8 protein-coding genes are annotated in these 15,823 nt (G+C 70.2%); all 8 read left to right on the top strand.

What is annotated here, in order from left to right:
• The first annotated feature begins 108 nt into the window (after positions 1 to 108).
• Genes AC4NN1_RS14120 through AC4NN1_RS14085 form a run of 8 tightly spaced genes read left to right on the top strand, consistent with a single transcriptional unit; the run spans position 109 to position 15,815 of the window.
• Positions 109 to 6,213 (top strand): Ig-like domain-containing protein, encoded by a 6,105-nt coding sequence (locus AC4NN1_RS14120; protein WP_491955678.1) that lies wholly within the window; start codon positions 109 to 111, stop codon positions 6,211 to 6,213.
• A 35-nt stretch (positions 6,214 to 6,248) separates the two neighbouring features.
• On the top strand, positions 6,249 to 7,223 hold the full coding sequence (locus AC4NN1_RS14115) for an AAA family ATPase (protein WP_018185813.1): 975 nt from the start codon (positions 6,249 to 6,251) through the stop codon (positions 7,221 to 7,223).
• A complete protein-coding gene (locus AC4NN1_RS14110) occupies positions 7,220 to 8,563 on the top strand; it encodes a DUF58 domain-containing protein (RefSeq protein WP_491955677.1) in 1,344 nt (447 codons plus the stop codon). Before AC4NN1_RS14115 ends, AC4NN1_RS14110 begins: the two co-directional genes overlap by 4 nt.
• Entirely contained in the window at positions 8,560 to 10,872 is a 2,313-nt protein-coding gene (locus AC4NN1_RS14105) for a transglutaminase TgpA family protein (RefSeq protein WP_491955676.1), read from the top strand. Before AC4NN1_RS14110 ends, AC4NN1_RS14105 begins: the two co-directional genes overlap by 4 nt.
• Positions 10,869 to 11,876, top strand: coding sequence for an RDD family protein (locus tag AC4NN1_RS14100; protein ID WP_491955675.1), 1,008 nt, complete (start codon positions 10,869 to 10,871; stop codon positions 11,874 to 11,876). The genes AC4NN1_RS14105 and AC4NN1_RS14100 overlap by 4 nt, the downstream gene beginning before the upstream one ends.
• Positions 11,873 to 12,694 carry a PP2C family protein-serine/threonine phosphatase gene (locus AC4NN1_RS14095; RefSeq protein ID WP_018185809.1) on the top strand — a complete coding sequence of 274 codons (822 nt, stop codon included), beginning with the start codon at positions 11,873 to 11,875 and terminating at the stop codon, positions 12,692 to 12,694. Before AC4NN1_RS14100 ends, AC4NN1_RS14095 begins: the two co-directional genes overlap by 4 nt.
• Positions 12,694 to 14,121 carry an FHA domain-containing protein gene (locus tag AC4NN1_RS14090; RefSeq protein ID WP_491955674.1) on the top strand — a complete coding sequence of 476 codons (1,428 nt, stop codon included), beginning with the start codon at positions 12,694 to 12,696 and terminating at the stop codon, positions 14,119 to 14,121. The genes AC4NN1_RS14095 and AC4NN1_RS14090 overlap by 1 nt, the downstream gene beginning before the upstream one ends.
• On the top strand, positions 14,118 to 15,815 hold the full coding sequence (locus AC4NN1_RS14085; protein ID WP_491955673.1) for a serine/threonine-protein kinase: 1,698 nt from the start codon (positions 14,118 to 14,120) through the stop codon (positions 15,813 to 15,815). Before AC4NN1_RS14090 ends, AC4NN1_RS14085 begins: the two co-directional genes overlap by 4 nt.
• The last annotated feature ends 8 nt before the right edge of the window (positions 15,816 to 15,823 follow it).

Raw genomic sequence — 15,823 nt, 5'->3', positions numbered from 1 at the left:
TCGTCTCTCGCTTAGTCTTTATGGCGTCCACACGCCGTGGCAGTCGGTCTTCTCACCGGCCGCCACGGTTCTGCATGCATGACTGCCTCGGGGGAAGTCAGAACACTCATGAAGTCGTTCACCTGGCTGCGTTCTCGGCCCAAGACGTTCGCCTCGATCGGTGCGGTGACGGCCGCGGTTGTCGCTGTCAGCGTCCTCGCCCTGACCTACGACGGTGAGCCGACGACCGAGGTCGAGCTCAACGACGGCGGTGTCTGGCTCACCAAGCAGACGAGCTTGCTCGTCGGACACTTCAACAACGAGTCGCGCGTGCTCGACGGGGGTCTTCGCACGCTGTCGGCGGACTACGACATCCAGCAGGCCGGCAACCGGGTCCTCGTCACGGACGAAGCAGAGAACACCGCCACCGCGATCGACCCGTCACGGGTCGTGCTCTCGGACAGCGCCGACATCCCCTCGGGCGCGAACGTGGTGCTCGGCGGCCCCACCGTCGCGACGATCGACGAGGACGGCGCCCTGCGTGCCGCCCCCTTCACCTCGATCGCCGCGGTCGGCAAGGAAGCCGGCGATCCGATCGCGAAGCTCGGTCGCGGCGCCGCGGTGACCGTCAGCACCGCCGGCGTCGTCTACGCCGTCTCGGCGAAGTCCGGCAAGATCTTCGCCTACGGCCCCAACGCCGAGGGCACCTACGTGCAGACCGCCGAGCGCGAGCTGGAGGGCATCGATAAGGACGACGAGCTCTCGATCACCTCCGTCGGCGGAGTCAGCGTGGTCCTCGACCAGACCACCTCGATGCTCTACTCGACCGACGGCCTCCAGGCCGAAGTGCCGGGCGACGCGGTTCTCCAGCAGCCCTCCAACGCGACCGACACCGTGACGCTCGCGACGCCGTCGCAGCTCGTCCGCGTGCCCCTGGGCGGCGGCGACCTCGTGACGAAGGATGCCGGCAGCGGCGGCGGTGCCCCGGCTCAGCCGGTGTACGTCGCGGGGTGCGCGTACGGTGCCTGGTCGGGCACCGGCGCCTTCGTGCGCGACTGCACGGGCGACGGCGACGACGTGCAGAAGACCATCAAGGGTGTCAAGAAGTCCAGCCAGCTCCGGTTCCGCGTGAACCGGGACGTTGTCGTCCTGAACGACATCTTCGGCGGATCGGCGTGGATGGCGAGCGACGCACTGCAGCAGGTCGACAACTGGGAGGACATCACTCCTCCCGAGGGCGAGGGTGAGGAGGAGGAGGAGACGACGGAGGAGACCATCCAGTCGACCCTCCCCGAGCGCACCGAGCAGAACACGGCTCCCGTCGCCGAGAACGACCGCTACGGCGTCCGTCCGGGTCGCACGACGGTCCTCCCCGTCCTCGAGAACGACCTCGACGCCGATGGCGACGTCCTCGTTGCGAAGGTGGTCACGCCCCCGTCGGTCGGGAAGGTGACGCCGATCTACGACGGCACCGCCCTGCAGATCGCCATGCCCGATGACGCGAGCGGAACCACCTCGTTCACCTATGAGGTCTCCGACGGTCGCGGCGGCAAGGACTCGGCGCGCGTCGCGCTCACCGTCCGGCCGTTGAGCGAGAACTCCCCGCCGGTCCAGAAGCGCAAGACCGCGATCACCGTGGAGACGGGGGGCGTGGTCTCGTACAACGTGCTGACTGATTGGGTAGACCCCGACGGGGACGACATCTTCCTGCAATCTGTCACCCCCGACGGCGGCGACGAGGCCGAGTTCACCTCTGACGGCCAGATCACCTACCGCGCGATCGGCGGCACGCAGGGGCGCAAGGACGTGCCCATCGCGGTATCCGACGGCAGCGAATCCGCCCAAGGCATCGCACGGTACGACATCCGCCCCCTCGGAACTACCCTCCCGGTCACGAACGCAGACCACGTCGTGACGCGCCCCGACCGGCCGGCCACCGTTCGGCCGCTGACGAACGACACGAGCACCGGCAACGAGCAGCTCCGCCTCACCCGCGTCGACGACGTCGAGGGCGGCACCGTCACCCGCGACTACCCCGACAAGTCCTTCACGTTCCAGTCGTCGAAGACGGGGACTTACTACGCGACCTACCTGGCGTCGGCCGGCGCGAACTCCGCCCCCGGCATCGTGCGCATCGACGTCCTGCCCGAAGAGGATGTCGACGTCGCACCGATCGCCGTCCGCGACGTCGCGCTCCTGCCGGCCGGCGGCGACGTGCTCGTCAATGTGCTGGGCAACGACACCGACCCGGCGGGCGGCGTTCTGGTCGTTCAGTCCGTGGCCGTCGATGAGGACGCGGGTGTGGCCGCGGCCGTGCTCGGGCATGAGACCGTCCGCGTCAGCGACCAGGCGTCGCTCGACAAGCAGGTCCGCTTGACGTACACGATCTCGAACGGATCGCAGTCGGCCGAGGGCGAGATCATCGTCATCCCGGTGCCGGCGCCCGAGAAGCTCCGTCCCCCCATCGCCGTCGACGACGAGGTCGTCGTACGTACCGGCGACGTCGTGACCATTCCGGTGATGGACAACGACTACAGCCCGAACAACGACGAGATCCAGATCTCGCCCGAACTCGTGCCGCCGCTCGTCGACGATGCGGACGGCGACCTCTTCGTCTCCGAGGACACGCTGCGCTTCCGCGCCGGGCCGGAGCCGAAGACGGTCAACGCGACGTATGAGGTCGAGGACTCCAGCGGCCAACGCGACGCCGGTTACGTCACGATCCGGATCCTGCCCCGCGACGACACGTCGAACGCCGCGCCGCGACCGCGCGACGTGACGGTCCGCACGCTCAGCGGGTCGGCGGTCACGGTTCCCGTCGACCTGAACGGGATCGACGCGGACGGCGATTCCGTCGAGCTCGTGGGTCTCGCATCCTCGCCGAAGAAGGGCCGGGTGTCTGCGATCGAGGCTGGCTCCTTCACTTACACCGCTTTCGAAGATGCGGTCGGTGTCGATCGGTTCCAGTACCGGGTACGCGACGCTCTCGGCAAGGAGGCGACAGCATCCGTTCAGATCGGCATCGCCCCGGCCCCGACGACCAACCAGGCTCCGTACGCAGTGCGCGACACGATCACGATGCGGCCTGGGCGCACGGTCGCCGTCGACGTGCTGAAGAACGACTCCGACCCCGACGGTGACAAGTTCACGTTCGCCAAGAACGCGGTGGAGGTCCCCGACGTCGCGGGGCTCAGCGCGAAGGTCTCAGGACAGCAGTTGCTCATCACCGCGCCTGAGAACCCGATGCAGACGAGTGTCGTCTACACGATCGCCGACGAGCGCGGGCTCCGCGCGACGACGTCCGTGCAGATCACGGTCGACCCCGATGTCCCTCTCGCCCGTCCGATAGCGCGAGACGATCGCGTCCTCCCCGACCAGGTGAAGGAAGACGGCACCGTGACGGTCGATGTCCTCGCCAACGACGATGACCCCGACGGCACAAGGTCTGCCCTTGAGGTGTCGCTTGGCAAGGGCGGAGAAAATGCGCGTGTCGGATCAGGCGGTCGCGTCAGCTTGACCGTGACCGATCAGCGTCAGCTCATCACGTATCTCGTCAAGGACGAGGACGACCAGGTCGCTGCAGCATTCATCCACGTTCCGGCGCTCGTTGATCTTCCGCCCACCCTTCTCTCGACCGAGGGCGTGACTGTCAAGAGCGGCGAGTCGATCGACCTGCCCCTGTCGAAGTACGTACGCGCTTCGGGTGGCGGCAATGTCGTGATCACCGAGACCGAGAAGGTCTCGGCGGCACACAGCAACGGGGCGAGCCTCGTCAAGGACGAGTCGACGCTCACCTACACCTCTGCGGAGCGCTACTTCGGCTCTGATGCACTGACCTTCGAGGTCACCGACGGCTCCGGGCCCGATGATGACACCGGCCGCAAGGCGACGTTGACCATCCCCATTACGGTGTTGCCTCCCGACAACGAGCCGCCCACGATGACGGGTGCGTCGATCTCTGTCGCCCCCGGCGAAGATGCCACGACTCTCGGTCTGCGGGAATTGACGTCGGACCCCGACCCGGGCGACATGGAAAAACTGAAGTTCTCCCTCGCATCCGATGCACCTTCGGGCGTGAATGCATCGATCGACGGGCAGACGCTGCAGGTCTCGGCGCAATCGGATGTCAAGAAGGGGACCCGGTTCTCTCTGACCGTTCGCGTCACCGACGGCGAGACCGAGCCCGTCGAGGCCAACATTCAGGTCACGGTCACTGCGTCTACCCGCGAGCTCCCCTCGGTCAACGACGACGTCGTGCGACAGGCAGACCAGGGTGAGACCGTCTCGGTCAACGTGCTCCGCAACGACGTCAATCCGTTCCCGGAAAAAGCGCTCGAAATCGTGAAGACCCAGATCGAAACGGGTGACGTCACGAGCGTGAACGTGTCTGGCCCCAACGTAAACGTGACCACGGCGAAGGAGTTCGTCGGCAACGTCGTCGTGCGCTACACCGTGCAGGATGCGACGGGCGATGCCGATCGACGCGTTGACGGCCGCATCCGCATAACCGTCCAGGGGCGACCGGACGCACCCGGCAAGCCCACCGTTACGACTGTCCGAAGCCGGACGGTGGTTCTCAGCTGGACCCCGCCGGTGGACAACGGCCGTCGGATCTCGGGGTACACGGTCACGTCGACAGCGGGTGGGTACGCAAGGGAATGCCCGTCCACGACGTGCACTCTCGACGGGCTCACGAACAACGTCGAGTACAACTTCGTCGTGACAGCGACCAACAGCGTCGGCGAGTCCGAGCCGTCGGTTCCGTCCGAGACCGCGCGTCCCGACGTCCGTCCAGACCAGCCTGCGCCTCCCGCGCTCGCGTTCGGCGACCGCAGTCTCGACGTCACGTGGAAGACGCCGGCCACCGAGGGATCGCCGGTCGAGAGCTACACGCTTGAGATCTCGCCCGCGCCGCCTTCGGGCGTCGCACAGAAGACAGGCGTGACCGGGAACAAGCTGAAGTGGGACGGTCTGCAGAACGGTACCGAATACCAGGTCCGGGTTCGCGCGCATAACCGCGCACCCGAGCCGTCGGACTTCTCACAGTGGTCCGCGGGAGAGATCCCGGCCGCGCCGCCCGCAGCAGCGGGCGCTCCAACGGTGGCCCGCCTCGAGCCGGTCGGCAACCGGGCGCAGATGCGTGTCTCGTGGAACGCACCGGCCAACAACGGCGACGCCATCGCGGGCTACGAGCTGAGCGTCATCCGCGGCGGCAGCGTCATCCAGAAGATCTCCGTCGCGGCCGGCCAAACCAGCCAGGCGGTCGTCGTCGACACTTCCGAGACGAACTACACCTACAGCGTCCGGGCGAAGAACAAGGCTGGGTGGGGCAAGATGAGCCCGCAGTCGGCTCCGCGCCGTGCCTTCACGCCGCCGGGTGCTCCGTCTGGTGTCACCGCGGGCGAGGGCGACAACCAGGTCACAGTCCAATGGCAGCCGGCCGCGTCGAACGGTGCCACCGCGAACGAGATCCAATACCAGTACAACGTGAACGGCGGCGGGTGGCGTGCCGATTGGGTCGCGGGCGGCGGTTCAGGAACGTCCGGCACGATCGGCAACGGTGTGGTCAACAACAACGGCACATACACCGTTCAGATTCGGGCTGTGGCCACCGCGGACGGCACGACCTACGAGGGACCCGCGTCGGCTGCATCCAACCAGGTCGCGCCGTACGGGCAGATCGGCAACCCGGGCGCATCAGCCTCTGCCGGCGCTACCAACGTCAACGTGAGTTGGTCCCTGCCGACTGCGAATGGGCGTCCCGTCTCCGCCACGGTCAACATCAGCGGTGCAGTCAACGAGACGTTCCAGGTGACCGGCGACGGGTCGCGCTCGTACAACCCCGGGTACAGCAAGAAGGTCGAGATCAATGTCGTCGCCCGGTCCGATGGGAGTCGGGACACGAGCGCGACGGCGTCGGCTACGACTCAGGACGCGCCGCCGCCGCCGAAGCCTCGCGTCTGGGTCACGCGCGGCGATTATGTCTCGGGCTGCGTGAACGGGTGCTACAAGTTCGTCGTCAACACGGAGAACTTCGACGGGGGACGGTACACCGTGGCCTGCAAGTACAGCGGCGGCAATGTCAGCGACAACTTCTACGCATACGACATCCCCTCTAACGGTTCGAAGCAGATCGAGTGCTGGCTCGGTGCCGACGGGTACGACGTCTGGGTCGACCTACAGGGCTGGGGTGGGGCCGTCGACACCGAGAAGCAACCCTGGCCGCGTGGATGACGTGACCAACGATTTCGAGAGCAAGGACTGAACGAATGAGCATGACCCCTGAACAGGCGGCCTGGTTCCGCGACACGTTCACGCGACTCGTCGACAACGTCGACCAGGCGCTGATGGGCAAGCGTGAGGTCGTGGGCCTCGTGCTGGCGGCGATGCTCGCCGAAGGTCACGTCCTCCTCGAGGACGCGCCGGGCACGGGCAAGACGAGCCTCGCGAAGGCACTCGCGGCGAGCGTGCAGGGGTCGTCGACCCGCATCCAATTCACGCCGGACCTGCTGCCCTCGGACGTGACGGGCGTCACGATCTACGACCAGCAGAACCACAAGTTCGAGTTCCACAAGGGTCCCGTGTTCGCCTCGATCGTCCTCGCCGACGAGATCAACCGCGCCTCGCCGAAGACGCAGTCGGCGCTCCTCGAGGTCATGGAGGAGTCCCGCGTGACGGTCGACGGCGTGCCGCACGAGGTGGGTCGACCGTTCCTCGTCATCGCGACGCAGAACCCCATCGAGCAAGCGGGAACGTACAAGCTCCCCGAGGCGCAGCTCGACCGCTTCATGATCAAGACCTCGATCGGCTACCCGTCTCTCGCCGTCGCCGAGCGGATCCTCGCCGGCGACGTCGACCGCAACCCGTCGGGCAAGCTGAGCCCCGTCATCACGACGAAGGCCGTCGCCGACATGGCCGACCTGGCCGCCACCGTCCACGTCGACCCGGCCGTCGCGCGCTACGCCGCGCAGCTCGTCGAGTCGACCCGCGAATCGGATGCCACGAAGCTCGGCGTCTCGGTCCGTGGCGCGATCTCGATGATGCGGATCGCGCGTGTGGTCGCGGCATCCCAGGGTCGTCACTACGTCATCCCCGATGACGTGAAGGCGCTGGCGGCACCTGTCTGGACCCACCGTCTCGTCCTCGACCCCGAGGCCGAGTTCTCGGGGACGACGTCCGAGTCGGTCATCGAGCGCGCCCTCGGCCAGGTCGAGGCGCCTCTCGCGAGGGCGTCCGCCGAATGACGATGACGCCGGAGACGGTCGCCGAGGCGCCGGACGCGCCCGGCCCCTCCGGCGCGCCCGCGGGCACCGCACCGGACGCCGCCGAGGACACGGCGCTGCTCGCGCCCCGCGAAGCGACGCGGTGGGAGAAGCTGCGAGAGGATGCCGGGGTGTGGGCGCGCCGCGCAGGTTCCCGCGCGCGGATCATCGCCGAGGTGATCCAGCTCACCGGATGGGTGGTCATCGCCGCCGCGATCATCCTCTGGATCACGGCATTCTCGCTCGGCTGGCAGGAGGCGTTCGTCGCGGCGATCGTGGCGACGGTGCTGGCGCTCCTATGCATCGTCTTCCTCTTCGGGCGGACCGCGTACGAGGTCGACCTCGACCTCACCCGCACGCGCGTCGTGGTGGGCGAGCGGGCCGTCGGTGCGCTGAAGCTCGCGAACCTCACGTCCCGCTCGCTGCTGCCCTCCGAGATCGTCCTGCCGGTTGGTTCCGGTCGCGGCGTCTTCCAGGTGCCGCGGCTTCAGGCGGGGGAGGAGCACGAGGACCTCTTCGCCATCCCGACGACCCACCGCGGCGTGCTCGCCGTCGGTCCGGTGAGCGTCCTCCGCGGCGACCCGCTGGGTCTGTTCGAACGCACGCACGACCGCCGTCAGGCCGTCGACCTTTTCGTACACCCGCGGACGCTGCCGCTCGAGGGGCTCTCGCTCGGGCAGATGCGCGACCTCGAGGGCCTGCCCGATCAGCACCTCGCCCGTGACGACGTCTCGTTCCACGCGCTGCGCGAGTACCAGCCCGGCGACGATCTGCGCCACGTGCACTGGAAGTCCACGGCGCGCACCGGCACGCTCATGGTGCGCGAGTACGAGCAGACCCGTCGCTCGCACTTCGTCGTGGCGCTGTCGACGCACCCCGGCGAGTACCGCGACCCCGAGGAGTTCGAGACCGCGATCTCCGTCGCCGGCTCCGTGGGCCTGCGCGCCCTCCGCGACTCGCGCACCCTGGACGTGCGCACGTCGGCCGGCAAGATCCGTGCCGAGACCGGTCGCCGGTACCTCGACTCGCTCTCCGCGCTCGAGAGCACGAAGCCGCGCGACGGCGGGATCGTCGCGCTCGCCGGCATCCTGGCCGCGCACTCCCCGGATGCCGCCGTCGCGGTCCTGCTCTGCGGGTCGACGGTCGACGCCGGACAGCTGCGCGTCGCCTGCTCGCGCGTGCCCTTCGGCGTGCGGACCCTCGCGATCATCGCCGACAGTCGCCTCGAATCGCCGGTCCTCCGCCGCGTGGGCGACGCTGATGTCGTCGCCCTCGGCCACCTCGATCAGCTTCCCAACGCCCTCCGCAAGGTCCTCTCGTGAACCGGCTCGCCTTCTTTCTGCTGCCGGGTGCGACCTGGCGGCGTCTCGTCGCCGACATCGCCGCCGTCGTGCTCCTGCTCGGCGTCGGGATCGTCGGGTTCGCCGCGACCTTCGACGGCCCGGCCTACCTCCTCGCGGCGATCGGCGCGCTGGTGTTCGGCCTGGCTCTCGCGTGGGTGGGTGCCCGGTGGCGCTGGGGCATCCTGTCCCTCGCCGGGGCGACGATCGCGCTCTACTTCCTGCTCGGCGGTGCGCTGGCACTGCCGAACACGACCTTCCTCGGCGTCGTGCCGACCCTCGAGACGTGGCGCCAGCTGGCGCTCGGCGCCGTCACCTCGTGGAAGGACCTCCTCACGACGGTGCCGCCGGTCGACCCGGGCGACGGCCACCTGATCGTCCCGTTCCTGATGACCCTCGTCGCGACGGTGCTCACGGCGTCCCTCGCGCTGCGCCTGCGTCGCGCGGCGTGGGCGCTGATCCCGGCATCCGTCTACATCGCCGGTGAGATCCTCCTCGGCACGGCGCAGACCGTGGCGCCGATCGTGCAGGGCGCCCTCTTCGTCGCCGTCGCCGTCGTGTGGCTCGCGCTGCGCACCATGTGGAGTCCGGAGCGCACGGCCGTCGAGGCCGCGACCCCCGGAGCCGACGCCTCGCGCGCCGCTCGGCTGCGCCGTCTGGTGTCGGGCGGGATCGTCCTGGCCCTCGCGACGGGTGCAGGGGCTGCGGTCGCGGCGACCGCCAGCCCGCCGACCCAGCGGTACATCCTGCGCGACTTCGTCGTCCCGCCCTTCGACATCCACGACTACGCGAGCCCGCTGCAGTCCTGGCGCAAGTACGTCCGCGACTTCAAGACCGACCAGCTGTTCACCGTCAGCGGGCTGCCGAAGGACGGGCGCGTGCGCCTCGCGACGATGGACGCCTACGACGGCGTCGTCTACAACGTCGCCGAGGACGGCGCCGGATCGTCGAGCGCCTTCACCTCGATCCGGTCGAACATGTCGCCCGAGGCGACCGGCACCGAGACCAAGGTGCGCGTCGACATCGAGGACCTGTCCGGCGTGTGGCTCCCCTCCGTCGGATCCGCGCGCGACATCGAGTTCCAGGGAGACCGGGCGACCGACCTCCGTCGCGGCGCCCACTTCAACGATGCGACCGGCACCGCGGTGGTCACCTCGGGCGTCCAGTCCGGTGATGCATACACGATCGACACGATCATCCCGCCCGTGATCAAGGACGAGCAGCTCGCCGAGACGCCCTTCGCTCCGCTGAAGATGCCCAAGCAGACCGGCATCCCGCAGGCGCTCAGCGAGATCGCCTCGGATGCGACGGAGGACGCCGAGACGCCCATCGACCAGGCGCGCGCGCTCGAGAGCTACCTGAAGACCGACGGATACTTCAGCCACGGTCTCGCCGACGACGTGTACTCGCCGTCCGGTCACGGCTCGGCACGCATCTCGATGCTCGTGAACAACGACCAGATGGTGGGCGACGACGAGCAGTACGCCGTCACGATGGCGCTCATGGCCACCCAGCTCGGCATGCCTGCCCGTGTCGTCATGGGCTGGCATCCCGATGAGGGTGAGAAGGATGCCGGGGGTGTCTTCACCGCGACGGGCGAGAACATGCACGCCTGGGTCGAGATCGCCTTCGAGGGCAAGGGGTGGATCCCCTTCGACCCGACTCCCGACGAGGACAACGAGCCGAGCCAGCAGAACACGAAGCCGCGCGCCAACCCGAAGCCGCAGGTGCTGCAGCCGCCGCCGCCTGCGCAGGAACCGGCCGATCAGCCGCCGGCACTCGCCGAGGAGCGCGATCAGGATGAGGACGAGGAGCCCGGCCCGGACTGGCTCGGACCCGTGCTCCTCTGGACGGGCGTGGGACTCGGCGGCATCCTGCTGCTGATGTCGCCGTTCCTGGTGATCGGGGGGCTCAAGGCGGCTCGTCGCACCCGGCGACTGCGCGCGGAGCGCACCGCCGACCGCGTGTCGGGCGGCTGGGACGAGCTGGTCGACCGCGCTGTCGACTACCGCGTGGCCGTGCCTCCCGGATCGACCCGCGCCGAGAGCGCAACGGTCGTCGGCGACGCGTTCGACGGTTCTCGCGTCGCGACACTCGCGCAGCAGGCCGACGCCGAGGTGTACGGCCCCGGTGACCCGACCCCTGAGGACGTCGACGCCTTCTGGCGCGAGGTCGACGAGATCGTCGCGGGCATGGCCGGCGGGGCCACGTTCTGGCAGCGTCTTCGGGCCCGGCTGAGCCTGCGATCGCTCCGACGCAGTCGGGCGGGTCGATCGGTGCGCCGGCGATGACCGTGGGTGCCCCCGCGACGATGCCTCACCGCGTCGGCGCCGTCGTCATCGACTCCGTCATCGCGGCGGCGGTCGTCGCCGCGGTCACGGGGGGCGTCCTGGCCGTGTCCGTCCTGTCGGCCGGCGTCGTGGGGATCCTGGTCCTGCTTCCCGCCGTGGCGGGCGCCTCGCTCGCCTGGTTCCTCGTCCACACCGCCCTGCAGGGCGGCCGGGGCTCGATCGGCATGCGCGTCATGGGGCTGCGGCTCGAGCGCGCCGACGAGGGCGACGGGCGGCTCGGCTTCGGCCGCGCACTCGGGCGCAACCTCGTGTGGACGCTCACCTGCAGTGTCGTCGTCGGTCTCTTCTCACCTTTGTTCGACTCGTCGCGGTGGCGGCGGGGATGGCACGACCTGGCCGTGGGTGCCGTCGTCGTCCACCCGGCCGACGTCCCGGCGGTGACGCCCGCCGCGCCTGTCGAGCCCGCGCCGGTCAGGCCTGCGCCCGCGACATCGGTCGAGCGTGCGCCCGCCCTCATCCCCCAGACATCGGGCGCCGCCCTTCCGGCGCCGTCGTGGGCTCCGGCATCCGTTCCGGCGAACCGGCCGATCCCGCGGACGCTGCCGGTCGACGTGATCTCGACCGTCCCCGGAGTGCCGCACCGCGACGGCCGGCCCGCATCGGCCGAACGGGTCTCGCCGCCCGTGATCGCGATCCTGCGCTGGGATGACGGGACGCGGCACACGATCTACGAGCCGACGCTGTTCGGTCGGGGGCCCGGCCAGCAGGAGGGGCGGCGCAGCACACCCGTCCGCGACGAGACCCTGTCGCTGTCGAAGACGCACTTCGAGGTCGGCGCCGACGAGCGGGGCTCGTGGGTCGTCGACCGTCACTCGCTCAACGGCGTCGTGATCGTCCGTGCCGGTCAGCCGCAGCGGCTCGTCCCGGGTGAACCGGCGCGCATCTGGTCGGGCGACGTCCTCGAACTCGGCGATCGACGACTGACGGTGGAGTCCGCGCGATGATCGCGATGGACGTGCAAGTCGGGGCGGCGACGCACCCGGGCCTCCGTCGACGCGTGAACGAGGACTCCCACCTGGCGGAGTATCCGCTCTTCCTCGTCGCCGACGGCATGGGCGGCCACGATGCGGGCGCCGCGGCGAGCTCCGCCGTCGTGGCCGAGTTCCGCGCCCTCGTCGGTCAGGACTCCGTCGGGATCGACGGGATGCGGGCGGTCCTCGCGCGCGCCCGCGCCGCCGTGCACCGCATCGGTCACGAGGGGCGGGCCGCCGGCACCACCCTCACCGGTGTCGCGGTCACCGAAGTCGGCGGCCACGGATACTGGCTCACCGTCAACGTGGGCGACTCTCGCACCTACCGCTTCGCGGACGGTGAGCTCGAGCAGATCAGCGTCGACCACTCCGTCGTGCAGGAGCTCATCGACGCGGGCGAGCTGACCGGCGAAGCCGCCGGACGGGATTCGCGCCGCAACGAGATCACCCGGGCGATCGGCGCGGGCAGCGGCGGCGAGGCGGACTTCTGGCTCATCGCGGCCGAGCCGGGCGATCGCATGCTGATCTGCTCCGACGGCCTGTCGGGCGAGGTTCCCGAGGACCGCATCAGCGACATCCTCCGAGAGGTCGTCGACCCGCAGGATGCCGCGACCCGCCTCGTGCACGAAGCGATGCTCCACGGCGGTCGCGACAACATCACGGCCGTGGTGGTCGATGCCGTCCGCGTGGCGGGGCAGGATGATGATGCGTACGACACGGCTCCCGCGGGGGGCGCGTCGTACGCCGAAGAGGACACACGGCCGCGAGCAGCGGCAGGAGGAGACGCCTGATGCGCGCAGTGCGATATCGGCCCGACGGCGCCCCGGAAGCCTGGCGTGCCGCCGTGACCGGCTCGGCGCTCGCCGTGCTGCCCCCGGCTGTGACCCCGCACGCCGTCGAGGGTGTGTGGCGCCGGCTCGAGAACGGCGGGATCGGCGCCGTCCTCGAATCCCTCACAGGGGCGTTCGGCACGTCGCTCGCGGCGATCCCGCCGTTCGGTCTCGCCGTCGCGGAGGGCGACGGGGTGCGCGTCGCAGTCCGCGGTCCGGTGACCCTCGTCGTCGAGACCGCCGACGGCGTCGATGCGGTCTCGGGTGCCGGCGTCGCGACGTGGACCGAGAGGTTCCTGCCGGGCGTCATCCGCGTGAGCGTCGACCTCGGGACGGCCGCGGATGCCGACCTGTTGCCGATCGAGTCGGGCGTCGTCCCTGTCGCCGAGATCATCTTCGACGTCGCAGAGCCCGAGACCGCCGCGCCGGTCGCAGCGCCCGTGACGGCGGGGGAGCCCCTCGCCGAGCCGGAGCCGGAACCTGTCGCCGAGCCCGAGCCCGAGCCTGTCGCCGAGCCGGAGCCCGAGCTCGAGCCCGAGCCCGCACCGGAGCCGGAGCCCGCACCGGAGCCGGAGCCCGAGCCGGAGCCGGAGGCATCCGCTGTGGCACCCGACGATCTGGGCGAGACCGTCGCCTCGCCGCGCACGCTGGCGAAGGAGCCTGAACCGGAATCGGAGCCGGAGACCGAGACGCCGGGGCTGGTCACGGGGGTTCCGCCGATCCACACGCTCGGCGGCTCGCCCGTCTCGGTCCCCGTGCCGCACGATGCGCCGCGGCCGCCGGACCCCGGCGAGACGATCTCCGGGCCGGATGAGGACGCCGTCCTCGGGGCGACGATCGTGAGTTCCCGGGTGGCGTCGCAGGGCACCGCGCCCGTCCCCGCCCTGCCCCCGTTCGTGCCGCCGCACCCCGCGCCGCCCCTCCCACCGGTTGCGGATGCGTCGGCGCTGGGCGACCACGACGGCGCGACCGTGTCCGTCGCCGAAGCGCGCGCGATGCGGTCGGCATCCTTCGACTCGATCGAGGACGTGCCGCCGCGGAGCCCGTCGCGGGGCCGCATCCGCCTCGCCGACGGCCGCATCGTCGAACTCGAGCGCACAGTCATCATCGGCCGCCGGCCGCGTTCGACGCGACCGGCCGAGAACGAGCTGCCGACCCTCGTCGCCGTGGACGGCCCGCAGCACGACATCTCGCGCAACCATGTCGAGATCCGCGCGGAGGGTGAGCACGTGCTCGCCGTCGACCTCGCGAGCACGAACGGCACCGTCCTGCTCCGGGGCGGCCACGACCCGGTGCGGCTGCACCCGAACGAGCCCACCATGGTGATCGACGGCGACGTGCTCGACCTCGGCGACGGCGTCACCCTGACCTTCGAGGACCTTCCGTGAGCTCGAAGCGAGCCCCCGCCGCGCCACCGGAGCTTCCCGGCTTCTCCTACGTCCAGGTGCTCGGCTCCGGCGGATTCGCCGACGTCTACCTGTACGAGCAGGCGTTGCCCAGGCGTCGCGTCGCCGTCAAGGTGCTCCTCGCCGACAAGATGACGAGCGGCGCGGCCGAGCAGTTCCAGGCCGAGGCGAACGTCATGGCGATGCTCTCGACGCATCCCGCGATCGTCACGATCTACCAGGCCGGTGTCGCCGGCGACGGCAGGTCGTATCTCGTCATGGAGTACTGCTCCAAGCCGAACCTGCAGGTCCGCGCCCGCTCGGCCCCCATCTCGGTGGCCGAGGCGCTGCGCGTCGGCATCCAGGTCGCGGCGGCGGTCGAGACCGCCCATCGTGCGGGCATCCTGCACCGCGACATCAAGCCGGCGAACATCCTCGTCACCGAGTACAACAGGCCCGCCCTCACCGACTTCGGCATCGCGACGACGGCGGACGGCATGGATCCGTCTGCGGGGATGTCGATCCCGTGGTCGCCGCCCGAGTCCTTCGCGGACGCGCCGGACTTCACCGTGCGCTCGGACGTGTGGGCGCTGGGGGCGTCGGTCTACAACCTGCTCGCGGGACGGTCGCCGTTCGAGGTGCCCGGTGGACGCAACGGCGGCGCGGACCTGATCCGCCGGATCGAATCCGAGCCACTCGCCCGCCTCGAGCGGGCCGACGTCCCCGCGTCGCTCTTCCAGGTGCTCGAACGGGCGATGTCCAAGCGCCCGACCGACCGTTTCGAGTCGGCCGTCGCGTTCGCCCGTGCGCTGCAGAAGGTGCAGATCGAGCTGGCCCACTCGGTCACCCCGATCGACATCCTCGACGACGCCCCGCCCGTCGAGGAGCAGGAGGAGGAGGGCGAGCTCACCCGCGTCCGCGGCATCGTCAGCATCGACCCGCACACCTCCCCGGCGGCAGGACCCACGTGGGAGCGGACCGCCCTCGCGGCGGGTCTCGCGACCGGGACGGATGCCACGCAGCACCGCGACACCTCGGGGTGGGCCCCCGGTGCCACGGCCTCCGCGACCGGCGTCGACTCGACCGTCCTGCGACCGCCGACCGCGATCCCGCCGTCGGCCCCCGCCACTGCGGTGTCCGGGCCGGATGACGGCACGATCGTCCGGGGTCCGCAGCGGATCGCTGCCGGCGAGACCCCGCCGGCGACATCACCGACCGCGCCGCCGGCGTCGGCCGGTGAGACCGTCGGTCGGACGGCCGCGCCGGCTCGGTCGCGTCGGGGACTGTGGGTCGGGCTCATCGCCGCTGCCGTTGTCGTCGTCGTGGTGGTCGGCGCGGTCGTCGTCGCATCGCTGCTCGCGCCTCCCGCGACGGAGGCGAAGCCCGCGCAATCCTCGGCCGCGGCTCCGAAACCCCAGGAACCCGACGCGGAGTTCATCGCGGCGCCGACCGACGGGTCGAGCCGCATCCAGAACGGCAAGGCGGTCTTCCGGTGGGTCAACCCCGACCCGCAGGACGGCGACACCTACCTGTGGCAGCAGGTTCGCCTCGACGGCGCCGAAGCCACCCCCGCGAACGCCCCCAAGGCGCGCGTGTCCGTTCCTCTCGGGGACGAGACCCAGATCTGCATCGACGTCAGCGTGCGCCGCGAGAACGGCGCGACGAGCGACCCGCTGCGCATCTGCGCGACATCCTGACGGCGGGG

Source organism: Microbacterium sp. MDV22-iso44, from assembly GCF_058629135.1.
Note: the sequence above shows the minus strand (reverse complement) of the source record. Positions and strands in the feature narration are given on the sequence as shown.

What these genes read in the sequence shown, in the direction of transcription:
- AC4NN1_RS14110 (WP_491955677.1), top strand. Translation starts at nt 7,220, where the DNA reads ATGACGATGACGCCGGAGACGGTCGCCGAGGCGCCGGACGCGCCCGGC.
- AC4NN1_RS14115 (WP_018185813.1), top strand. Translation starts at nt 6,249, where the DNA reads ATGAGCATGACCCCTGAACAGGCGGCCTGGTTCCGCGACACGTTCACG.
- AC4NN1_RS14095 (WP_018185809.1), top strand. Translation starts at nt 11,873, where the DNA reads ATGATCGCGATGGACGTGCAAGTCGGGGCGGCGACGCACCCGGGCCTC.
- AC4NN1_RS14100 (WP_491955675.1), top strand. Translation starts at nt 10,869, where the DNA reads ATGACCGTGGGTGCCCCCGCGACGATGCCTCACCGCGTCGGCGCCGTC.
- AC4NN1_RS14120 (WP_491955678.1), top strand. Translation starts at nt 109, where the DNA reads ATGAAGTCGTTCACCTGGCTGCGTTCTCGGCCCAAGACGTTCGCCTCG.
- AC4NN1_RS14090 (WP_491955674.1), top strand. Translation starts at nt 12,694, where the DNA reads ATGCGCGCAGTGCGATATCGGCCCGACGGCGCCCCGGAAGCCTGGCGT.